Raw genomic sequence first — 21,531 nt, 5'->3', positions numbered from 1 at the left:
TGACGGCGCTTAGTGCTGAATTCACTATCGGCGAAGGTGAGTTGATGGCTCATGATGTCCCTCTGGGATGCGCTCCGGATGAATATGATGATCTCATATCAGGAACTTGTTCGCACCTTCCCTAATGAGATTCCATAGATTATTATTGCCAGCGTGGAAACACGTTTAATAATCTCGGCTGGATTTCCTCCTAAGATTGCCAGCCTCCCAATAAGCCCCTTAATTGGGGTTTATTTCACCCCTGTAGTAACAAATTTGTTAAGGAAACAAAGCAATTTTTCTAATGAACTATGACCGTGTGATCACTCACAAATCCTCTTCACTTGTCCTCACTGAAAAGATGATTAAACAAGCTGCTGATGTATTCGGAGTAAGTGTAGAAGAGATTCGAGCGGCTACAGAAAAATTCTGGCCTACCGCCACGATCACAAAATCAAATACCCCTCACCCATTATCAGGGCTTGAGAAACGATTAAAAATAATAGCAATAGCAAAAGGAAAATAACCAATGCAATTTGGAACATTTCAAACATTAAACGGGGATAACAGCCACGCCCGTTATAAAGTGGTGGCTTACGCATCTGATGCAATTATGCAGGACAAGCTGATCCGTGTGGAATCCGGTATTCCTGCCGATCTCATTGTTGGCGATCTCGTAACCGCAACAGGTGCAAAAGCTGCCACCCCTGGTGACATTGCGTATGTTGTCGTAGAACCTGCACGCGCTGGTGATAAGGCGTTTATTGTAGCTTCTCCAGAACATACTATTTTAGCCCTGGTTGGCGTTGAATTTGGAAGCCTGGATAAATCTCTGGCTCAAGCGCAATTAGCAACCCTTGGCTTTACTTTCACTGATTTTGACACTGTAGCACTACGCACTACCTAATAAGGAAATTAAAATAATGTCTAAAGATTTATTCTCTGGTGTAGTGTACGACAGTTTTACAAGCCCGTTCACTTTCAGCACTCAGCTAAACCGTATTATTTCAAATCTGGGCTTATTCCGTCAGGAATCCCACAACGTAAATCTGATCGCCCTCGAAAAGATTACCGATGTTAAAAATCTGGTGGCTAAGGAAAATAGCCCATACGCTCAAAGCGATTGGAACTCTGCACAACGTCCAGAATTTAGCAATGCACTATACCAGCTTAAATACCACGGTATTCTAAACAGTGTAACCTCTCTTGACCTGCAACAATACGCCGCGCGTGGAATTGCTGACACTGCCGATCAGGTGTCAATTGCATTGAGTGATTTCTCAGATAGCCAGTATTCTATGGCAGAAAACGCCGTTGAAATTGATCTGGTGAATGCTCTGTTAGGACTTCGTGTTAATAGCGACTATGCAGGACAAGGCGATCTTGATTTCCTTGCTGGCGGTACTCGTACAGAATACACCCTGGACACTTCCGACACTGCGAACATCTTCGAACAACTAAGCGAGATTGCCCGTATTCAGAATGTGGCTCTTGGTGAAGGGCTGGCACAACAGAAACAAGGTGCTGTGATCCTGGCTTCTGGCGCTGCTGCTAAGGCTCTGCGTTACCATCCATCTATTAAAGATTTTATGGTGTACACCCTAAGCGTAAATAGTTCTGACAACTTCTATACACGAACTGTAGAGAGTAACCCTGCTTACGAGGTGTGGACTCTGAACGGGATCACGGTGATCGATGTGACAGGCTATAGCCTCATTAGTGACAAGATCGGTGTGGACGGCTTCGCCTACATCCCACGCATGGCTGACACTGCAAACGCGCTTGTTCTTCATACTGGTATTGGTGTTCGTCATCTGACGCTTGGCAAGTCTGCCACCCTTCACAATCAGTATGTTGTTTCAGATGCTAAATGGCAATTCCCATCTATTGCAACGGAAACCAGCTATTTAGCGATTAACAACATTCCTACGGCTATTGTTTTCGGTAGCGTTTCAGCAAGCTGACCATAAATAGAAAATCATGAGCATAGGGGAGGGCGTAGAAATACGCTTTCCCCTTTTTTATTTGTAAGGAGGGAAATACTTTGTATTCTTCCCTCTATGGAGTTTAAACAATGGAAATCATTTTAAAGAGTAAAGGTGTTCATCTGCACCTTGATAATTCAACAGCAGAACAACTATTAAATCTCTCTGCTGTAGCTCGTTTGCTGGAAGTAAGCCCGACACATTTACGCCAGCTTTTACATAAAGGGATGAGTGTTAGTGATGCTCTACATTATCTAACCAGCAAGGAAAGCAAATAATGTTAGAGCTGAATGTAAGTAAGATCTCAAACGTAGTTACGTTTACGGTGGATAAAGCGAGTATGGCAGAAGCTAAAAAAGCTGCTGCTGACTTACAAAAACACTTCGCTAAGATTCAAGACCCTAAGATCAGATTTAAGACATTTAAACAGAATCAGCGAAGAGCGGAAGCCCTTTCCGATGATGCTAAACTAAAAAACGCTGTTAAATCGTCAGAATCTAAACAACAACGTATTGCAGATAAAGCTGCTAAAACTCAGGCAAGGGAACAAGCCAAAATAGCTAAACGTAATGAAACAGCAGACATTAAATTTAAATCTGCTGGCTTACAGCTTCGCGGAATTGCTGGAAAATACGGCGTAGACCCTGCAAAACAATACGAGGCTTTAAAGTTCATTCAGGAACAAACTGAACAATTCCGTAAAGGGGTTATCTCTTCTCAGAGAATGAATTTTACCATTCGTGAACGTATCACCGATTTACGCCGTGTTGCTGCATTACAAGCCCGTATCACTGCCAGCACACAACAACAAGCGATTGCACAGCGTCAAGCGAAGAGAATGGATTATAAAGGGGCGGCGGCTAACATTAAAGAAAGAGGTATAAACGGCATCATCGGCGGTGGGGTATTAGGAAGCCTTGCGTTAACGGCTGGCTCCCTCGGAGTGGGGCAGCGAATTGTTGACAAAGGGAATGAGAATCTCGACCTGGTGCGACAGTCGGCTCTTGTTAAGACAAATCCTAATGCAATCAAGACTATGGTAGCATGGGGGCAGCAACACGGCGTAGACTCCGCTAACACGTCTAAGGCCGTCGATAACATGAAAGATGTACGTGAGCGCCTTGCTATGACTGTTACAAATGGACAGTTCAAAGATGGAAAATGGACAGGCGGCGACGGCGGGATCACAACTATCATGAATAAGTTTGGCTGGAACATTGAGGACGTTAAGAAATTTCAAAATAGACCTCTGGACTTCATCCAGGCAACTGTGAATGAAGGGCAGCGTAGAGGCTTTAGCCAGGCCCAGATTGGTAATTTGATCGAATCATTAGGTGATGACCTGATGCACTACACGGATCTATTCCTGAATAATGGTGCAGAGTTTAACAAGACGCTAAAAAGCCTCGTTGATAGTGGTCAGACGCTGAATGACGAAATGATCAAGCAGGTTTATGAGTATGGCGATCTGTCTGTGGCTATGGGTAATCTGATGAATGGCGTTGATAACAGCCTCTTTACTGGCTTTATGAAAGGCTTCGCCGATGGTGGTGATGACCTCGTGAAGAACACCAAAGTGATCACCGAATCGGCTGGAATGCTTGGAGAGGGATTAGGAGATCTGGCTAAACAGGTGACGGGCTTTGTTGGTGAGATTTCCGGCGTAGTGTCTGATCTAAATGCAGGGCTTCGTTCTCGTTTCCCTCAGTGGTTCAATGATAGCGATAAGCCAGCGGCCCAGGCGCTCTACGATGGTGCTGTGGGTGGTTCTGCGAATGCTACAGCGGATTGGATTAAATCTAAGACGGGCGTGGACACTCGCGATTTTGGCCCTGCAATCATGGATTGGTTGGGCGTTGGTGGTGGTAATGCTGGAACAGCGGCAAATCAATACAGCCTAAATGGTGATTCTCTTCGTGGTTCTGCAATGTCACTAACCAGCGGTAACGCGCCAGCGTACAACCTTGCACCAGTGTTTAATCTGACAGTAGCGCCACAAGTACCGCTAACAATTCAGAGTGACGCTTCGCGCCTTGCTGATTATGTCGATTTCCAGGCGAGAGCTTCACAAGCCAGCTTCATGCAATCGCTCACGTTGTCAGCATTAAGCGGTCAATCATCAACGGGTGGCTAACTTGTGTTGTCGCATGGAGGCTATGCTAAAATGTCGGTGCTGAATTTAAATTGAAGGAATCTAAATTGAACTTTGATGATTTGTCTTCCGAAGAACTTGACCAGCATGTTATGGAGCGCCTTGTATTTGCAGAAGAGGAATTATCTCCGATTTTGAAGGGGCATCTATTTATTGAAAAAGTTCTTGAGACATTAATTTCAAGGAACCTTGTTGAGCCTAAGGCATTTTTCAGATCTACCCGTTCTTATGATTTAAAAGTAGATTTGGCTTTTGCTATGGGCTTGCTCAATAATAAATACTACTCTGCATTCAAAGCGATAAACAAGGTGAGAAATAATTATGCGCATAAACATGATTACAAAGTCACTCTTGAAGAATTGAATGCTTTCAAATTTGATTGGGTAGAAGTTCAGAATAAAGCATTCGCTGTAGCATGTGAGAAAAGTATTGGCGAGGGCGCAAGTATTGCCACAATGTTTTTATGTTGGAAAGCAATACACCTCCTCGACAAACAAGAAGATTAAAAAGGGGCTTGCGCCCCTTTTTTCATTTGTAGCTTATTAGCTCAACATAACTCTGCAATTCTTTCACAATACGATCAGGAACACTCTTAGAATACGTCTTGAAACTCTCCGTTTGTCCTGGTGCGTGACCCGCCAAAATTGCCACACGGCTCTCCGGTACTCCAGCGGCGTTTAGCTTGCTGATCCAGGTGTGGCGGTACGAGTGAAACACTTTGTTTTCATCGTCGGGCAGAATAGCCCGTTTAATGCGTGTAAATCGCTGTGTGTGCCACGTAGAGCGCTTGCCGTCCTCACGATTGGTGATACTGGCACGATAGAACAAAAAGCCGTTGTAGGGGTTATCTCTTCGAGATAAAGCCATAGGCAGGATTTTAGAATGTATAGGAATAACCCTACAGGCATTTGAAGTCTTACCTTCATAAATTTTGAAACACCATACATTATCGATCTGCACTATGCTGTGACCGTTCATAGAGCAAATCTCATTAAGCCTCATCCCACTGTAAGCGGCAATGCTTGCCACATCGAATAATTCCCCCTCTCCGGCTTCCTGTAAGCCTCTCAGAAGGGCGATCACATCCTGATCGGTGAATGCTTCATAACTTTCTCTGCTCTTTGCTGTGTTGAGCTTATGCCCTCTGAAAGGGTTTTTTTCAAGCGGCGGGGCATCGTGATAACGGGCAGCGGCAAGATCGAGGATTCCAGCCATTGAAGAGAGGAAATTAGCCTGTGTTTGTATGGCTCTACCATTCTCTTTCATGTAGTCACACCATCCGCTTACGGTAGTACGGGTAATGTCACTTAGCTGAATGTCGGAGCGTTTTAGATAAGACAGAAACACAGTAACGGCTCGTTTATCTTTTGACAGTGTGCCAATCTTCTTAACATCGGCATTTTGTAACAGATACACATCCAGCATACCTACCAGTGAAGGGCAGGAGGGCGCGAGCTTGTTAGCCTTGTTATTATTGGGTGTTGCGGAAGGTTCCCGCCTGCTATTTCTTGTTTCTGCACTTTGTGCCACTGGTGACGCTCTGGCATACTTCGCCACGCTTTGGAGATAGCTGATCGTATCCTGAATGCTGTCAGGCTTTGGCGGCGCGGCTAACTCTCTCACTCGTTCGTATTCAGTCACTATTGCATCCCGCTTGCGTCGTGCCACACGGAGATCGCTTGTCTTGAGGCTTCGAACAAGAGTCTTCTTTCCTCCGAAAGCGTCATGCAAATACGCCGGAAGCACTATCCGGCAGTAATACACGCCGTAAGCGTCTGTTATCAGATAGCGATCATCTTTGTTTACTTTCATGATTTCCCCGTCTAAAGTGTCGGGGCGTTTATTCTGCTAAGAATGAATGGCCTTTAAGAAAGTGTGAAATAGCTCAAAAATCATTCGGTTGCGAAGGTCGGCAGGTGATGACCAGACACGAAATTTATTGAGTGTTCGACTCCTATTATCGGCACCATCTCCTGGTTTTCTTAAGCCAATTCACTACAACAAAACCTTTCAAAACATACAAATTACGCTGTTTTAGTCGTTTGAGGTCTACCCTTGTCTCATGAAATCATCATGCTGTTGGGGGCACAATCAGGGCATTTTTTGTCCGGTCTGGAAAATGTGCCCTCAATGATGCTGAATTCCCCTCAGGCAGAAGCCGCTACAGGTAAAGATAAAAGCTATAAACCATCTGATGGAGGTGGCCTGCACAAAGTAAAAAACCTTAGTATGTTGCCTCTCATTACCTCTTCAGAAAAAAGGAGGGGAACCAAAATCCCTTCTTCTGGCAGGCAACAGAGGTTTAGCTATGCGAGTGATGAAAATTTACTGCCCGGAGTGTATGTCTGCGCCAACGGTGAGGAAAACAAATCGAAAGCACCACAAATTATCAGATGTGTACTGTTATTGCTCAAATGTAGAATGTGGGCATACGTTTGTGATGAACGTTTCCTTCTCACATACGATTAGTCCCAGCACTTTGCGCGGCCAGGGACGGATTAAAGAGCTAATGGATGCCCTGCCACCGGACGAGCGACAAAAAGCATTAGAACTCCTGATGGCAGCCAAAGAGAGTCACTGAACGGTTCGCCGGGAGTAACTAAAATTTTCCCGGCTTCGGTTCATTAAATTTCAGCTGCTTAAGAAAAAATGTCTATAAGAATCAGTTTGTTAACTTTTAAGTGTGCAGTCAGTTATCATGAAAAATTTCACCTAAATTTTTATATCTCTTTACTATCAATAGCTTAATTTAAGTAGTTACGATGTTGGAGAAAACTGAACTGAAAAAAGCTGAAATTCCTTTAACTCTTTTCATTTCCCTGCCGCTGTAAATCCCCAGTTGTGGCGCGGTCTGGCGCTATCATTTGTTAAAAATCCCAACTGAAAAATTTTTGCGATCTGAAAACCGCAGACGGGTGCGGTGTAGTGCGATTTTGGTCTGGTTAGTAGTTTTTTTTTCCTCTAATAATAAAGTAACAATTGATGTATTAAGAAAGGTCTTTTACAATCAAGCTGTCGATATATTCTGAAGTGCTGTATTAATTGTGTGTGTAAATTAATATAATTTATAGCAAAGAATTTTAGTAACCAAAGGGTATAAAAATGGATCTAGAGAATATCAGTTTTGGTGATAGGGTGGCTGAGAATGAATCAGATAAACTATCAAATTATTTTATAAGCACTCAGCAATGGCATTCTCTCTACAGTGGAAAATCGGATGTTATTTTTGGGGCTAAAGGTTCTGGTAAAAGTGCTCTCTACACGCTGCTTTTAAAAAGAGATAAAGAGTTTTTAGATAAGAATACAATTTTGGTTTCTGTAGAGAGACCTACAGGAAAAACGGTTTTTTCTGATATTAATGATGAACCACCTACTGCTGAAAATGAGTTTGTTACACTGTGGAAAGTGTATTTTATTCAACTAATCATCAATTGGTTAATTGAAGGTGGGCGATGCCATGGCATCGCAAGAGAGATTGCTGATAAGCTAGTTAGTGCGGGTCTTATAGAAGAAAAAAAATACATTAAGACGTCTTGTTAACATGGCCAAATCGTTTGCTAAAAAATTAACGGATTTACAGTCTGTTGAAGGGGGAGCAACTTTAGACGGTGGAGTGACTGGAAAAATAACGTTTCGTACCCCCGACGGCCAAATGAAGAAGGAAGGGTATTCTTCACTGGATGAGTTGTTAGAACAATTAAATAATTTTCTCACTGAAGAAAAATTAACTTTCTGGTTATTATGCGACAGGTTGGATGTGGCTTTTGATCAGAGCATAAATTTAGAAAAAAATGCATTGAGAGCTTTATTCAAGGTTTATCGCGATCTTGAAGAGTTTGATTGTATCTTCCTCAAGATTTTTTTAAGGGATGATATTTGGAAACGAATCACTGATGATGGATTCCGTGAAGCCAGTCATATAACAAGAACTAATACTATAGAATGGTCATCAAAAAATCTGATGAACCTAATCGTAATGCGAGCTCTTGAAAATAAGGAGCTTATTGAAGCATTTGGTGTGGATTCAAATGAAATAAAGGCGGATCACCAAAAGCAAATTGATTTTTATTATACTCTTTTCCCAAAACAGGTTGATGTGGGTGAAAGGCAATCGGATACGTTTGATTGGGTATTAAGTCGCGTTCGCGATGGACTAGGTAAAGTAGCTCCAAGGGAATTGATACATTTCTATAATGAGATGTTATTGCAAGAGCAAAGAGAGAAAGATATTAGCAATAACAAAGTTGAGCCGCCAAACATTGTTAGTAAAGCTGCTATAAAAAACTCCACACTCGAAGTTTCAAAGGTAAGACTTGAACAAACTATTTTTGCAGAGTATCCTGATCTTAAAATTAATATCTTATTGTTAGAAAATCAAAAAGCAGAGCATAATATATCTTCGATTTCGACGGTTTGGCAAAAAAGTGAGCAGGAAACGATAGAGATCGCCACAAAACTTTCTGAAATTGGTTTTTTTGACCTACGTTCCTTCAAAAATGATTCTTTACTTAAGATCCCATTCATTTATAGGCCTTATCTAAAAATAGTACAGGGAAAAGCATTTTAGATTATGTCAATTGCCCCCTGGTCAAAGGGGGCATAAATGGGAGGCAATGAAAAGCATTGTGATGAATTTCTTTTATTTACAACAACTCATTTTTTTTTCTTATTATTAGCACTATTTTTAAAAGTTAGTAAATAATATTTTCCTCTTTACACATAGAAACCTAGCACATCAACCATCAAATTCCCCCGACACCCCCAACAAACCATCGCACATCGCCTGCAACTCATTAAACATCCTTGCCACATGGAAACCATCGCACACCGAATGATGGACCTGCACCGCGAGCGGCAACAGCACTTTTCCATCCTGCTCGTAATACTTTCCAAACGTGAACATCGGTGAAAAGAAGTTCTTCATGTGCGCAATGTTCATCGTAAAGTTGGTAAACGTTACCCACGGAATCGACGACACGAAAAAGACATTTTCCCGTGATTCTCCCTTAGGCCAGTAAGCAAGGCTATTTCCATAGCGGGCCGTATCTTCTGCATACGTCTTCTGAAAGTGGTGAATATTGCCGTCGTAATGGCTCCACAAGGACGAAAACGTCTCCATTTCAGGATGGAAAATAGTGTAGCTCGGATGAATTTCATTCCATATAACAAGCTCGTTGTCCTTCATGGCCATACGGAACTCAGAATGCCTGTTCATGATTTTAGACAGGAGAAAAATAATTGTCGGGTAAAACTTCCAGCCGACCTCTTTGATATGTTTTCGCAGCGCGGTGATGTCGATCAGAACCGTTTGGTTAATGGTACACTCGGCAAACGACTGGAATACTTCAAAATGCTCCTTCCTGGCCCAACGCGATAAATCAACAGGCGTATATTCCGGGACTGCGTTTTTCATTTGTTAACCTTTGATTAGCTATCAGAAAAATAGTGTTGGGCCAGAAATAACCGCAACACCATTTCAACCGTATCTAATCTTACTGTCAATCTCCGACTGTGGTTTTCCGAACAGGTATCCCTGGACCAGATCGCAGCCAAGCGCCTGAAGACGTTCAAGCTGCGCTTCGGTTTCAACGCCTTCTGCAATGACGCTCATATTGAGGCTCTTCGCCATGCCGGTAATCAATTTTACGATATTAAGCGCATCGTCCTGCGTGGATATCGGATTCACAAACGATTTGTCGATTTTGATTTTATCAAAGTTAAGCTCGCTCAGTCTGGAGAGCGAAGAATATCCCGTTCCGAAATCATCGATGGAAATTTTGACACCCAGCGCCCGGAGCTTTTTGAGGATCGTGATCGGCATATTGCTGTCACTGAACAGTGAAGACTCTGTCACCTCCAGCTCGAGTCGGCTAGCCGGTAATCCTGTCTCTTTCAGGATAGTCTGCACCATCGTGGTAAATGATTTATTACCTAACTGAATAGGGGAAACGTTTACCGAGATCCTCGCCGGAACCGCCCAGGACACGGCTTCCCGGCAGGCGAGCTCAAGCACAATTTTGCCGATCGCATTGATCATCCCTGTTTTTTCAGCGACAGAAATAAAGTAATCAGGCGACAGCATCCCTTTCACCGGGTGCATCCAGCGAATAAGGGCCTCATAGCCGTAAATGTCATTGCTGAATGAATCAACAATAGGCTGGTAATAAACCACAAATTCTTTATGGTCGAGCGCCAGGGCCATGTCATGTTCCAGGGTTCTGCTTTCCTGCAATTTTTGCAGCATCCACTGGCGGAAGACTTTTATCTGTTGAGAACCCTCTTTTTTAGCTTCGTAGAGGGCCAAATCGGCAAATTTGTAAAGGTAATCAGAGCGTCGTTCCTTGTCCGATAATACGATGCCCACACAGGTGGCAATTTTTATCAGTTGGTTATTAATGGTGTAGGGCTGGCTTATCCGATCGCCGATCTCTTTCGCACGCGAAACGGCAGCGTTTTCCGTGAGTCCGCTGGACAGAAGGGCGAATTCATCGCCGCCCAAACGGTAAAAGGTATCCGTTGCGTTGCTCATTGAGGTCAGCCGTCGGGATACCTGATTCAACAGCAAATCTCCCGTATCATGGCCATAGGTATCGTTGACCTCTTTGAAGCGGTCTAAATCAAAGAGCATCACCGTGACGGGAGTATGGTTTTTATCCGCCTGAAGATTAATTTTGTTGAGATCGTCCCAGAAGAACAGGCGGTTTTTCATACCGGTGAGGGAGTCATGATAAACATCATATTCCAGCTTCGCATTTTGAAGCTGCAGCGTTTCTTTCGATACCTGAAGTTCGTCTGCAAGGCTTTTCACCTGCATGTGTGCTTTGAGAATGTTTTTATTCTGGTAGATCATCAGGAAGCCAAGAATAAAGCTTAAAATCACCAGCAGCAATGAAAGTGCGGAATAAATATAATAAAGGATTTGTATTTTTTTATTAGATTCATTAACCGTGTTAATGTCTTTTGTTAATGCCGTTGCAGAAAGCTGGCTTAGCGGCGCATCGAGCTCATGCATATCTTTCAGGTATGCCTGTAATTCCGGATGGCTCATATTTTCAAGATGACTATCCAGATAGGCCAGTATTTTTTCTAAGCGTAAAGCTAGCTCCTGATGCGTTTTATCGCTGTCAATATAGCGACCTAAGTCACCCCCCTTCATTAAATCGCTCTGGCTTAGCATGAGTTCGAGGCGCATGCGGACCTGGTCTATCGTAACGTCATCGGTATCGGTTGCGTATAGACCAAGCCATGATTCAAAACGGTAATACTCTGATACCAGTTGTGCCACGGACCAGGACTCAGTGTATTGAGTCAGTTTTTGCAATTCCTGCTGACGATCGTAAACAAGGTATGCAATATATCCTGTCGTGATAAAAAGAGAAAAAATGATACCAACCAGTATCCTGTTCATTATGCTCTCCTGAACGGCTACTCAATCTTCATTTTACTAACCTGCCATGCCGATCGCGAGTAATAAATCTGGTTATTCAACTCAGGAAGACTGTCATAGGGGTAAACAATAAATGAGGGGCCTTTATCGCGAATGCGCATATATTCGCCATTGACTTTCAGGGCCAGAATGGCGTTGTATTTTTTAAAGTCACTGAGCGGGATCGCGGTAGAGTAATCATTGAGCGCAATCACATTGACGTTCGTCCCTTTTGCACCCACATAATCCATGAGCTTGCTCATGGGGACACCCTCAAACTTAGTGCGGCCATTATACCAGGGGGATGTCGTCTCGAAACTCACCATGCCCAGTTTTTCAAGGCTGGCGAGATCAAACACTGCTTTACCATTTTCATTCGTATTTTCTATATTGCCGTAAATCGTTAAAATAGGTTTACCAACTGGTTTTGGCAGTTCGCCAGCCCAGGCTACACTTTGTACCAGACAGCATAACAGCAGTAGGGTTGATCGCATTTTGGCCTCCACTTTTTAACAGAAGTATAAGAATTATAATTTAGATATCACAGTAGTTTATATATTTTGTTTAACAGCAAGGCTTTTTAGCGTTTTTAGTGATTAAAATGCTATAAAATCATAATGTTATGTGATGGACATGATCGGCTGTCGGGCAGGCGAAGGACGTTCAACTTTTTGTGAAAAGATAAAGCGAATTGCATAAGCTCTCGAATGTTTAAAAAACGATCGCTTTTATTGATTGTTATTACCTCATGCCACTGATTTTACCGATGATGAAAACGGTGGGCGTTTAAGGCTCAATACCCGGCTTCGCGGGTGGAGCCTTCGGAGAAGTGAAGCGGCCGGCGCTGTTGGTCTGTACGAAATTTGCTCACCTTTCGCGAGGAGGCGCAGGGTGCGCTGTTCCTCACGGGGTGGATACCGTCCTGCCGGTTTGCCCATGAAATCAGAAGCGCTAAAAAAGACTTTCCCTCCGGGCTGCTTTTTTTATTTGGCGATGGCAGAAAATGTAAATAATGAAGCTTAGGGGATGTGAGATATTATTGATGAGATCGTCAGTTTACGGTTTCAATCTGTGTCTGAATAATTGCCTGTTTTTGGACGCTTCTTCCACTGGGGAGCGTCCGCTTTTTTCCTGCTATCGAAATACTCTATCCAACCTGCTAAAAATAACGTTTATTGCCTCTTCTATACGGGGGGGGCACTGCACCCGAGATTACATTAAAAATATTCATCGGCCGGAGAAAGTCGAAGCTCTCGGTTTTTGATACTCACGTCCTTGTGCTGAATAAATATCAGTGTCCTACGGAGGCGGCATCAACCACGCGCGAAGGTTTTGGCGCTAATGCAATCGCAAATGCAGCGACAAAAAATATGACGCCGATCGACATCATCAGATTATTGGTTGAAAGCATCATGCTTTGGCTATTAACCATCTTGTCAAAAAGCTCGCGCACAAATTGTCCACCTTGCTGAGGGGCTGAACTGATGTAATGCGATAGATCGCCCCCAGGGTCAACAACGGACGCCAGTTGGTCATGTGCGATATAGCGCTGATCTTGCCATGACGTCGTGACGAGCGATGTGGCAAACGCCCCCGATAGCGTTCGTACAAAGTTCATTAGCCCCGCTGCTGAAGCCATTTCCGCTTCATCTACAGAGCCCATTGCAAGACCCGTAATAGGCACATAGTACAACGGCATTCCCACCCCCATGAATAACAGGGGGACGCAGATGGACCAGTAGTCCATATCGGTCGTTGCGCAGGAACGCCAGAAGGTGTCGAGACCCAGCCAGGCGCAGCCAAAGAAGATAAGAATGCGCGGATCGATTTTGTTAGAAAGGTTAGCGGCAACCGGAGAAAATACCACCTGCAGAAGCCCGCCCCAGGCAACCACAATCCCGGCCCATGTTGTTGTATACCCTAAATTATATTGCAACCACAGAGGCGTGAGGACATTCAGACCAAAAAAACATCCAAACGCGAGTGCGAGAACAAACATGCTGGCCGAAAAACCGCGATGGCGAAAAACTCTGATATCGACAATCGGATGTTCAGCGGTTAGCTCCCAGATGCAAAAACTTAAAAAGCCGATGCAGGCCACAATCGCCAGCACCCAAATTTCTTCCGAGGCAAACCAGTCAAGGTCTTTCCCTTCATCAAGCATGATCTGCAGTGCACCCACCCAGATAACCAGTAAAACAAATCCAACGATATCAATAGCGTTATTAACCAGCTCATCTTCGAAGATTTTCAATACTGACCACGCCACGACTGAAAAAGCGATTGCCATCGGAACGTTGATGATAAACACCCACGACCAGCTGTAATGATCGCAAATCCATCCGCCGAGTACCGGGCCTATTACGGGCGCGAGCAAGGTTGTCATTGCCCATAAACCTGTCGCCTGCATGGATTTTTCTTTTGGAAAAATACGCAGCAGTAACGTTTGCGATAAGGCCATCAGGGGGCCTCCTGCCATGCCCTGAAAAACCCTCATCAGCAGCAGCATTCCCAGCGAAGTGGAAAGGCCGCAGAGCAAAGAAAAAATGCCAAACATGAACACGGAAACGGAGAAAACGCGCACGCCGCCGAACCGTGTGGTTAACCATCCTGAGAGCGGTACCGTAATGGCTTCAGCCACGGCATAGGCCGTGATGATCCACGTTCCCTGGCTTGTTCCTGCACCCAGGGCGCCAGCCATGTTGGGTTGAGTGACGTTTGCAATGGTCATGTTGAGGACAGCTAAAAAGTTAGCCATGGCCAGCACCAGAGCACCAATCCATAACATACCGCCTTTCAGCGAAGGCGGCTGATTATCGACAACGAATGTAGACATGGACTGTTTTCCGTTATTCACTTTTTAAGTTAACTGTTGCTTTCATGGACAGCCCAACCCGCAGCGGATGTGCTGCAAGCTCGTCAGCATTGAGTTTGATGCGCACGGGCAGACGCTGAACAACCTTAATCCAGTTACCCGTTGCGTTCTGCGCAGGAATAATTGAAAACGCAGCGCCGGTACCGCCATCGAAGCCTTCTACCGTTCCATGGAAAGGGACGTTGTCGCCATACAGATCGCTCACCAGCTCCACTTTTTGTCCTACCTTCACATGCTGAAGCTGAACTTCCTTGAAGTTGGCATTGACGTGAATTTGCTGCACCGGTACCACGGACAATAACGGTGTGGAAGGCTGTACACGCTGTCCAAGCTCGACCTGGCGGCGAGCGACCACGCCATCGACGGGTGAACGGATCACGGTTCTTTCCAGATCCAGTCTGGCCTGGTCACGCTTCGCTCTGGCGAGAACCACTTCCGGGTTGGTCTCGGTATTTGCATCCTCAATCATCACGGCATTCGCCTGTCTTGCACCCACCGCTGCCTGTCTCGCGGCATCGGCCTGCGCCACGGCGGCATTAGCGGCATTCAGGTTTGCCAGTGCGGAAGCATAAACGTTTTGAATACGCGTCAGTTCGTCGCCTGAAATTGCACCCGTCTGCATTAACGCCTCGCGTCGCTTAAGGTCAACTGCCGCGCGCTGGAAGTCCGCGTTTGCGGCATCAACCTGGGCCAGCAGGCGTTTTTGCTCTTTTTCATTAGCCACAACTTCTGCACCGAGCTTTGTGTCAGTGGCCTTATAGCCATTTACCCGCCGAATGGACAGGTTCAGGTTAGCTTCCGCCTGATTAAGAGCTAGCTCTGCGTCAGTGGGATCCAGCCGGATCAGAACATCGCCTTTTTTTACCACCTGAGAATCCGTCACCAGAATGTCGCTTACCGTACCGGTGATCGCGGAAGAGAGCTGAGCGGACTCAACATCGGTATAGGCGTTATCGGTTTCAACATAGTGGCAACCCACTAACGCCCAATAGGCGAACGAACCTGCGCCAGCAAGCGCGATGCTCAATGCCAGATAAGAGAACAAACGTTTTCTTTTTTTCTTTTTAATGTCGGATGATTCAATATTTTGATTTTCAATAGCTGCAGAATGACTCATTTTATTTCCTTTCTTTCCACGATTGAGTAATTAACCAGGTGTTAAAAATTACTGTTTGCTCGAGGTATATCCGCCGCCTAATGCGCGCGCTAATGCGACGTCAATCGTAAAGGCGCGGGAATTTACATCGGCTAATTTTCTGCGGGCAGCGACCAGCTCATCTTCAGAGGACAAGACGTCGAGATAATCAGCAACCTTTCCTTCATATCTTTGTTTGGTGAGGGAATACGCTTTTTCTGCCGATGTGACTGCCTCCTGAGAATAACGCATCTCCTCTTTAAGGGAGGCTCTGCTGGTGAGCGCATCGCTCACTTCCCTAAGTGCATTCGTTAACGTGTCGTTATAAACCTGAACCGCAATGTCATATTCACCGCTGGCGTATTTCAGATCTCCCTGTAGCTTCTGAGTATTAAATATGGGCAACGAGATGGCCGGTCCAAAACTGCCAATGGCTGAGCCACTCCGGGTAAGGTTGTTAATACCCAGTGACTGGAACCCGGCAAAGGCAACCAAATTAACGCTGGGGTAAAAACCGGCTTTTTTCTGTTTGATTTGCTCTGCTGCTGCCTCTGCGCGTAAACGTGCCGCAACAATATCAGGACGTCGCCCCATCAAATCCAATGCAATATTGGGAGGAAGCTCCTCGTGCGCTAAAAGCGTTGCCTTAGGCGCGGTTATTGTCAGCGATCTGTCAGGCCCGTCGCCGATCAGTGCCGCGAGAGCATGCTTTTTGATCGCAATAGCTTCATCTATGGCCACCAGGTTTGCTTTTGCATTGAGTTGACGCGTCTCAACCTGTTGAAGGCTGGATAAATCTTCTAGCCCCGCGTCATGGCGTTGCCGGAACAACGCAAGCGTACTGGTTCGTATCGTTAGGGTGTCGTTAAGCGTTTCGCGAACGGTGTATAAATGCGCCAGCTCCGCGTAAACGGTAACAATAGACGAAGAGAGCACCAGTCCTGTTTCTGCTTTCTCCGCAACCGCTGCCATTTCGCCTGACGTTGCAGCCGCGAGCGCCGCGCGGTTTTTACCCCAAAAATCGAGTTCCCAGCTCATATCAAGCGTGGTGCGCCCATAGCTGTTCCAGTTTTGCGGCGTTGCGCTTTCAGGCGTCACATCGTTGTAACTCATCTTCTCCCGCATAAAGCTGGCGTTTGCGGTGACTTCAGGGAAAAGCGATCCGCTCGCACTTTGCGTCATCGCCTGCGCTTGTTTCACACGAGCTTCGGCGATGTTAAGCGTGGGGGAGTTTTTAAGCGCGTCATCAATCAGCCCGTTCAGCTGTGCATCGCCGTATTTCTTCCACCACTCGTCTTTCGGCCACTGACCGTTCTGGTGAGGAAAACTTTGATCGCTTTTAAGCTGTGTGACCGTCTTCATAGGCGGTGGGGTGCCGAGATCGGGGATCATGGCGCATCCGCTCATACTGATGGCGGAAATGACAACGCAGCTCATCACTATCCTGGAGCCGGTTAAGCCGGAAATGCGACACCCCGGGAGTGTCTCCTGAAAACCTTTCATCAGTACGCTCATCATGCTGTTCATAGAGTAGTCCAAATTCAGTACCGTACGGTACGGTACGCTTTATATCTTGACTTCTGAGCGCCGTCAAATAAAAATGTACTCGTCAGTACGATTACGAACCCTACTCTAAGACGTGATGCCGAAATCAGAAAACAAGCGTGTTGGCCCCGACCCATCACCTAAACTCACGAGGAAACATATGGATAAAAGAGCGCTTAAACGGCAGCAGATTCTGGAGGTCGCTTCCGGACTGTTTCGACAAAAAGGATTTGATGCCACGTCTATCTCAGAGATCAACGCGATTGTGGGTGGCTCAAAATCGACAATTTACAGTCACTTTTCGTCGAAAGAAGAGCTATTTGTAGAATGCATGTCTTCAGAAACCGAACAGTATATAAAGAGCATGACTATTGAAACTGCAGGGCAGGTGCGCCTTTTCGGAAAATCACCACAGCTGGTCATCGAGCAATTTGCAATTGCCTTTTTGCGTTATATTTGCTCTCCGGATATCGTGGATTTGCAAAGGTTAATGATTTCCGAGGCCGGAAGATCGGGTATCGGTGAATTATATTATGCGCGAATGCAAAAACTGCGTTCGAATGTTTCCGCGCTTTTTACCGATTTAATGAATCAAAACATCTTAAGAAAAGATGACCCAGTGCTGGCCGCTGAGTATTTTCGTTCTCTTCTTCAGGCGGACATACTCGAACCCTTGCTTTTGAAAGCAAGGAAGGATCAGCCTGACGAAAGTGAAATCATCATGAAGGCGCAGGCCTCCGTGAATGCGTTTATGAAACTATATGGTCCTGAAAAAATCGAGGATGTTGCAAAAACATCTTTATAAAATACAGTAAGCGTTCCTTCACCCTATTATTAGGGTGATTTTCTTTGTGGAATATTTATTTTTTTGATTGTCATTGGATGACTCTGCCAGCGGCCTTCTTGTAAATAAAATTTCGTGGATACTTATGTGTATAAAGTTTACTCTCTTAAAAGATCGTGAAGCTGTAATTAAGTCCCTGACGCACTGGATTGACTCAAATTTATACAGGCCCATTACCGTTCTGGATGTGGCACGGAAATCTGGTTATTCATTGGCTTATATTCAACGAAACTTTCGCCAGGAGTGTGGTATAAGTATAGGTCTCTATATTCGAAGCCGGAAACTTGAAAAAGCCGCGCATATGCTCAGACATACGCAGCTCTCTGTTTCAGATATATTCACGATGTTAGGGTACGAGGAGCCGTCAACATTCAGCAGAGCGTTCTCGAATCAATATGGACTCTCCCCAACCAAATACCGTGAAATGGCTAAAAAAAGCCGTGACATGAATGGCTTGTCGATATTGATTGCAGAGATCACTCGCGAATAAAGCCATAATTCCCTAGCCCGCCTCCAGCATCCCAAAACTGACAATCCGCGCCCGGCCCAGCTCTTTCGCCCGGTACAAGGCCACGTCCGCAGCCCGCAGGAGGTTGTCCGTCTGGGCATGTTGCGGATAGCTGGCAATCCCAATCGACACGTCCACCGGTCCAATCTCGGTCAGCCCGTAGCGAAGCGACAGCTCATGCACGCCGTTATAGATCTTCTGCGCGCAGAGATACGCTTCTGCTTCATCGGCACCGGAAAGCAGCACCAGAAACTCTTCGCCACCGAAGCGGAATGCCAGCCCGTTGTCATGTGCAGCCCGCTGAACAATGGACGCCACGCTTTTGATCACCAGGTCGCCCGCTTCATGACCAAAGCGGTCATTAATACTCTTGAAGTGGTCGATATCGATCATCATGCAGCTTAACGGCACGCCGGTGCGTTTCGCGTGTGCCGTTTGGGTTTGCAGGGTATCTTCCAGATGATGACGGATTCGCAGGCCGGTGAGCGGGTCAAACAATGCTTTTTCCAGCAACGCGTCGCGCAGACGCTGGTTGGCCAGCGCCAGCCCGAGCGCCTCGGCCATCAGTTCCAGATACGCGCGGGAAGGGGCATTCTCCGCCGTGATGTTCTGGAAGGAGAGCAGGCCAATGGCCTCGCCCTGGGCGATAAGCGGCACGCAGAGCGAACTTTCGGCCTGGGATGCCGGAAGATGGTAGCAGGCGATATCGGGCTCGCCGTTTACCGGCGGGTGACTCTGTCCGCGACGCACGGCCCAGCACTCGTCCGGATGGAACGTAGTTTCTTCACCGATCGGCGAAAGCCATTGCGCAACGCAGCGCATCTGCCACGGTTCGCGGTCGAGCACGTAGAGCCGGCCCGCGATCCCCGGCGCGATATTCGGCGCAAACAGCTCCGCCACGTTAATCACATCGTTAAAGTTTTCACACCCCTGTAGCCGCTGGGTCATGCGCGCCAGCAGCTCGCGGATGGCCCAGTCGGCATCCCGCTCTTTTTCCAGACGCTGTCGCGCAAGGCCGTTTTCACGGAAGATGCTGATAGCCTGGGCCATATCGCCGATCTCATCGATCTGGTTAAAGTTGGGCGTTTCCACCGCGTAGTCCTGTGACGCAAGACGATGCACCACGTCGCTCAGGCGCACCACGGGACGCAGCACGCGGCGTTTTAAGATGAACCCAAGCACAAATAAGAACAGCAGGGCGGTCAGGCCAACCGTTACCTCAGAGGCGGTACGCAGCGCTTTCGATTTTTTTGTTGCCTCCTGAACGGAGGCGATGACGCGTTTGTCGAGTATCTGGCGGAAGTGATCGATCTGGTTCTGCGCGCGATCCAGCTCCTGTTCATAGGGCGCACCATAGAGCAGGGCCACGGCCTGGGCGTCTTCTCCTCGCGCCAGGCTGGCGAGGGCGGTCTGCTGCTCGTCCTGCAGCTCGTCGATGATTTTTATGCCTTCGCGCAGCAGGGACAGCTCATCATCCGACGCACCGTTATCACGCAATTTTTCCAGCCGCGTCTCGATGTTTTTCAGGCCATTCTCTGCCTGACCGTATTCCCTTAACGTTTGGGGATCTTTTTTGATGACGTAAAGGCGGGCTAAATCGGACTGTGCCCAGGCGTCAGTCTCAACATCTTCCGTGAGCTGATCGAATCGCTGGCGTTGTTCAACGGCGTGACGCTCTGCCGTGTCAGCATTGGACGCCAACAGCATGATGATGCCGGAGGCGATGGTCAGGCAGACCGTGGCACCGTAGGCCCAGTTTGTTATCGTCGCGATTCGCACCAGATGATCCTTTTACGACATGAGTAGGATGGCGTTCTTCAAATTATAGAAAACGTTTGATTTAAGGCGATAAAAAAAGGCGGCACGGTGCCGCCTTGTGTGTTCTTTATCATCACGCGCTTACAAATCTGGAGGATTTTTTCCTTCTTCGATGAAGTCGGGGTCCAGCTCTTCGGCGTTCCCGGCGTGATCGCGTCCCGAGAAGAGGTTCCAGCAGGCGATAAACAGCGCGGCAATCAGCGGCCCAATGACAAAGCCGTTAATGCCGTACAGCTCCATGCCGCCGAGGGTGGAGATCAGAATCAGGTAGTCCGGCATTTTAGTATCTTTCCCCACCAGCAGCGGGCGCAGGATATTGTCCACCAGCCCGACAACGATCACGAAGAAGCCGACGATGAACAGCCCTTGCCAGATTTGGTGCGTGGCGAACAGGAAGATAGCGGCGGGCACCCAGACAATCGCCGAACCGATGGCGGGCACCAGGGAGAGGAACGCCATCAATGCGCCCCAGAGCACGCTGCCGTCAATACCCGCAATAGCAAACGCAATCCCCCCGAGGATGCCCTGCACCACCGCCACCGCCGCCGTGCCTTTTACCGTGGCGCGTGACACGCCGACGAATTTGGCAAACAGGTGCTGCTTGGCGAAATCAGACAGCGGCAGGGAGTCGAGGATCTGGCGCACCAGAAACGGGCCGTCTTTCAGCAGGAAGAACAGCAGATACAGCATGATGCCGAAGCTAATCGCAAAGCCAAACGTCCCTTTGCCGATCAGGAACGCGCTGCCCGCCAGATACTGCCCGCCCTGCAGAGCGACGTCGGAGAGTTTTTTCTGGATCTGCGCCGCGTTGTTCAGGTTGTGATCCGCCAGGAATCCGCTGGCCCAGTCCGGCAGGTGGTTGAAGATGCTCGCCACCACTTCCGGGAACTGGGTGTTGTTCTCCTGGAGTTTGGTGTAAACCATGTTCAGCTCAATGGCGAGCGAGGAGAGGATCACCATCAGCGGGATGAAGACGATCAGGCAGATAATGCCAATCGTTAACAGCGAGGCCAGCCCGTTGCGGTCCCCCAGCGCGGCGCGCAGCCTGTTTTTTACCGGGTTGAAGATGACGGTCAGAATCGCGGCCCACAGTATCGCGGAGAAGTAGGGCGACAGCACGTCGAAGAAGGCCCAGGTCACAAGGGCGAGAATGAAGATAAAGAAACCTTTGGTCAGTCCGTTAAAGCGCATCAGTCAGTCCTGGTTACTAATAAACTGTTTCGACTATAGAACCGATTGCGAGAATTACCAACCTTGCGCCGGG

Annotated in this window: 20 protein-coding genes; 11 read left to right on the top strand and 9 right to left on the bottom strand. The window is 47.0% G+C overall.

The window, feature by feature from the left end:
* The first annotated feature begins 283 nt into the window (after positions 1 to 283).
* The 6 genes from ACJBF3_RS09400 to ACJBF3_RS09375 all read left to right on the top strand — a co-directional run bounded on the left by ACJBF3_RS09400 (position 284) and on the right by ACJBF3_RS09375 (position 4,622).
* Complete coding sequence (locus tag ACJBF3_RS09400) at positions 284 to 505, top strand: hypothetical protein (RefSeq protein ID WP_003026872.1); 222 nt, start codon at positions 284 to 286, stop codon at positions 503 to 505.
* 3 nt (positions 506 to 508) lie between these two features.
* A complete protein-coding gene (locus tag ACJBF3_RS09395; RefSeq protein ID WP_003026868.1) occupies positions 509 to 886 on the top strand; it encodes a hypothetical protein in 378 nt (125 codons plus the stop codon).
* Between the two features lie 16 nt (positions 887 to 902).
* Entirely contained in the window at positions 903 to 1,943 is a 1,041-nt protein-coding gene (locus ACJBF3_RS09390) for a major capsid protein (RefSeq protein WP_008321365.1), read from the top strand.
* Positions 1,944 to 2,053: 110 nt separating this feature from the next.
* Entirely contained in the window at positions 2,054 to 2,242 is a 189-nt protein-coding gene (locus ACJBF3_RS09385) for a hypothetical protein (RefSeq protein WP_072050011.1), read from the top strand.
* The gene (locus ACJBF3_RS09380) at positions 2,242 to 4,098 is read left to right on the top strand and encodes a hypothetical protein (RefSeq protein ID WP_045330361.1); all 1,857 of its coding nucleotides are present in this window, start codon (positions 2,242 to 2,244) and stop codon (positions 4,096 to 4,098) included. The genes ACJBF3_RS09385 and ACJBF3_RS09380 overlap by 1 nt, the downstream gene beginning before the upstream one ends.
* A gap of 65 nt (positions 4,099 to 4,163) precedes the next feature.
* Positions 4,164 to 4,622: a hypothetical protein gene (locus tag ACJBF3_RS09375; protein ID WP_032748134.1), complete on the top strand. Its 459-nt coding sequence runs from the start codon at positions 4,164 to 4,166 to the stop codon at positions 4,620 to 4,622.
* 22 nt (positions 4,623 to 4,644) lie between these two features.
* Here ACJBF3_RS09375 and ACJBF3_RS09370 read toward each other — a convergent pair whose 3' ends face one another.
* On the bottom strand, positions 4,645 to 5,928 hold the full coding sequence (locus tag ACJBF3_RS09370) for a tyrosine-type recombinase/integrase (RefSeq protein ID WP_032748131.1): 1,284 nt from the start codon (positions 5,926 to 5,928) through the stop codon (positions 4,645 to 4,647).
* A gap of 496 nt (positions 5,929 to 6,424) precedes the next feature.
* Here ACJBF3_RS09370 and ACJBF3_RS09365 point away from each other — a divergent pair, with 496 nt between their 5' ends.
* From ACJBF3_RS09365 to ACJBF3_RS09355, 3 genes are all read left to right on the top strand, one after another.
* The gene (locus tag ACJBF3_RS09365) at positions 6,425 to 6,697 is read left to right on the top strand and encodes an ogr/Delta-like zinc finger family protein (RefSeq protein WP_045330357.1); all 273 of its coding nucleotides are present in this window, start codon (positions 6,425 to 6,427) and stop codon (positions 6,695 to 6,697) included.
* Between the two features lie 521 nt (positions 6,698 to 7,218).
* Entirely contained in the window at positions 7,219 to 7,656 is a 438-nt protein-coding gene (locus ACJBF3_RS09360) for a hypothetical protein (protein WP_063445407.1), read from the top strand.
* Position 7,657: 1 nt separating this feature from the next.
* Positions 7,658 to 8,683, top strand: a complete 1,026-nt coding sequence (locus ACJBF3_RS09355) for a P-loop ATPase, Sll1717 family (protein WP_052672176.1) — start codon at positions 7,658 to 7,660, stop codon at positions 8,681 to 8,683.
* Between the two features lie 168 nt (positions 8,684 to 8,851).
* Here the strand turns inward: ACJBF3_RS09355 and catA are convergent, their stop codons facing one another.
* The 6 genes from catA to ACJBF3_RS09325 form a co-directional block, all read right to left on the bottom strand.
* The gene (catA, locus tag ACJBF3_RS09350) at positions 8,852 to 9,529 is read right to left on the bottom strand and encodes a type A chloramphenicol O-acetyltransferase (protein ID WP_045328260.1); all 678 of its coding nucleotides are present in this window, start codon (positions 9,527 to 9,529) and stop codon (positions 8,852 to 8,854) included.
* Between the two features lie 63 nt (positions 9,530 to 9,592).
* Entirely contained in the window at positions 9,593 to 11,524 is a 1,932-nt protein-coding gene (locus ACJBF3_RS09345; protein ID WP_045328262.1) for a bifunctional diguanylate cyclase/phosphodiesterase, read from the bottom strand.
* Positions 11,525 to 11,541: 17 nt separating this feature from the next.
* Positions 11,542 to 12,036: a molybdopterin-dependent oxidoreductase gene (locus ACJBF3_RS09340; protein ID WP_045328263.1), complete on the bottom strand. Its 495-nt coding sequence runs from the start codon at positions 12,034 to 12,036 to the stop codon at positions 11,542 to 11,544.
* A 797-nt stretch (positions 12,037 to 12,833) separates the two neighbouring features.
* Positions 12,834 to 14,378 (bottom strand): DHA2 family efflux MFS transporter permease subunit, encoded by a 1,545-nt coding sequence (locus ACJBF3_RS09335; protein ID WP_045328264.1) that lies wholly within the window; start codon positions 14,376 to 14,378, stop codon positions 12,834 to 12,836.
* A 13-nt stretch (positions 14,379 to 14,391) separates the two neighbouring features.
* Positions 14,392 to 15,534 carry an HlyD family secretion protein gene (locus ACJBF3_RS09330; RefSeq protein WP_045328265.1) on the bottom strand — a complete coding sequence of 381 codons (1,143 nt, stop codon included), beginning with the start codon at positions 15,532 to 15,534 and terminating at the stop codon, positions 14,392 to 14,394.
* Positions 15,535 to 15,582: 48 nt separating this feature from the next.
* On the bottom strand, positions 15,583 to 17,079 hold the full coding sequence (locus ACJBF3_RS09325; protein ID WP_052672177.1) for an efflux transporter outer membrane subunit: 1,497 nt from the start codon (positions 17,077 to 17,079) through the stop codon (positions 15,583 to 15,585).
* A 178-nt stretch (positions 17,080 to 17,257) separates the two neighbouring features.
* Between ACJBF3_RS09325 and ACJBF3_RS09320 the strand changes: the two genes are divergently transcribed.
* Complete coding sequence (locus tag ACJBF3_RS09320) at positions 17,258 to 17,902, top strand: TetR/AcrR family transcriptional regulator (protein WP_045328267.1); 645 nt, start codon at positions 17,258 to 17,260, stop codon at positions 17,900 to 17,902.
* A gap of 124 nt (positions 17,903 to 18,026) precedes the next feature.
* Positions 18,027 to 18,431 carry a helix-turn-helix domain-containing protein gene (locus ACJBF3_RS09315; RefSeq protein WP_045328268.1) on the top strand — a complete coding sequence of 135 codons (405 nt, stop codon included), beginning with the start codon at positions 18,027 to 18,029 and terminating at the stop codon, positions 18,429 to 18,431.
* Positions 18,432 to 18,443: 12 nt separating this feature from the next.
* Here the strand turns inward: ACJBF3_RS09315 and ACJBF3_RS09310 are convergent, their stop codons facing one another.
* Positions 18,444 to 20,228, bottom strand: coding sequence for a diguanylate cyclase (locus tag ACJBF3_RS09310; protein ID WP_406544965.1), 1,785 nt, complete (start codon positions 20,226 to 20,228; stop codon positions 18,444 to 18,446).
* Positions 20,229 to 20,348: 120 nt separating this feature from the next.
* Positions 20,349 to 21,458: an AI-2E family transporter gene (locus tag ACJBF3_RS09305; RefSeq protein WP_045328270.1), complete on the bottom strand. Its 1,110-nt coding sequence runs from the start codon at positions 21,456 to 21,458 to the stop codon at positions 20,349 to 20,351.
* Positions 21,459 to 21,531 lie beyond the last annotated feature (73 nt).

The organism is Enterobacter sp. PP-008-ECC_S150 (genome assembly GCF_045257065.1).
Classification (GTDB): Bacteria; Pseudomonadota; Gammaproteobacteria; order Enterobacterales; family Enterobacteriaceae; genus Enterobacter; species Enterobacter chengduensis.
This window is presented reverse-complemented; position numbering and strand designations above follow the sequence as displayed.

Excerpts from the sequence above, each read along its gene's own strand:
- ACJBF3_RS09400 (WP_003026872.1), top strand. The coding sequence starts at position 284 with ATGAACTATGACCGTGTGATCACTCACAAATCCTCTTCACTTGTCCTC.
- ACJBF3_RS09395 (WP_003026868.1), top strand. The coding sequence starts at position 509 with ATGCAATTTGGAACATTTCAAACATTAAACGGGGATAACAGCCACGCC.
- ACJBF3_RS09390 (WP_008321365.1), top strand. The coding sequence starts at position 903 with ATGTCTAAAGATTTATTCTCTGGTGTAGTGTACGACAGTTTTACAAGC.
- ACJBF3_RS09385 (WP_072050011.1), top strand. The coding sequence starts at position 2,054 with ATGGAAATCATTTTAAAGAGTAAAGGTGTTCATCTGCACCTTGATAAT.
- ACJBF3_RS09380 (WP_045330361.1), top strand. The coding sequence starts at position 2,242 with ATGTTAGAGCTGAATGTAAGTAAGATCTCAAACGTAGTTACGTTTACG.
- ACJBF3_RS09370 (WP_032748131.1), bottom strand. The coding sequence starts at position 5,928 with ATGAAAGTAAACAAAGATGATCGCTATCTGATAACAGACGCTTACGGC.
- ACJBF3_RS09365 (WP_045330357.1), top strand. The coding sequence starts at position 6,425 with ATGCGAGTGATGAAAATTTACTGCCCGGAGTGTATGTCTGCGCCAACG.
- ACJBF3_RS09360 (WP_063445407.1), top strand. The coding sequence starts at position 7,219 with ATGGATCTAGAGAATATCAGTTTTGGTGATAGGGTGGCTGAGAATGAA.
- ACJBF3_RS09355 (WP_052672176.1), top strand. The coding sequence starts at position 7,658 with ATGGCCAAATCGTTTGCTAAAAAATTAACGGATTTACAGTCTGTTGAA.
- catA (WP_045328260.1), bottom strand. The coding sequence starts at position 9,529 with ATGAAAAACGCAGTCCCGGAATATACGCCTGTTGATTTATCGCGTTGG.
- ACJBF3_RS09345 (WP_045328262.1), bottom strand. The coding sequence starts at position 11,524 with ATGAACAGGATACTGGTTGGTATCATTTTTTCTCTTTTTATCACGACA.
- ACJBF3_RS09340 (WP_045328263.1), bottom strand. The coding sequence starts at position 12,036 with ATGCGATCAACCCTACTGCTGTTATGCTGTCTGGTACAAAGTGTAGCC.
- ACJBF3_RS09335 (WP_045328264.1), bottom strand. The coding sequence starts at position 14,378 with ATGTCTACATTCGTTGTCGATAATCAGCCGCCTTCGCTGAAAGGCGGT.
- ACJBF3_RS09330 (WP_045328265.1), bottom strand. The coding sequence starts at position 15,534 with ATGAGTCATTCTGCAGCTATTGAAAATCAAAATATTGAATCATCCGAC.
- ACJBF3_RS09325 (WP_052672177.1), bottom strand. The coding sequence starts at position 17,079 with ATGAACAGCATGATGAGCGTACTGATGAAAGGTTTTCAGGAGACACTC.
- ACJBF3_RS09320 (WP_045328267.1), top strand. The coding sequence starts at position 17,258 with ATGGATAAAAGAGCGCTTAAACGGCAGCAGATTCTGGAGGTCGCTTCC.
- ACJBF3_RS09315 (WP_045328268.1), top strand. The coding sequence starts at position 18,027 with ATGTGTATAAAGTTTACTCTCTTAAAAGATCGTGAAGCTGTAATTAAG.
- ACJBF3_RS09305 (WP_045328270.1), bottom strand. The coding sequence starts at position 21,458 with ATGCGCTTTAACGGACTGACCAAAGGTTTCTTTATCTTCATTCTCGCC.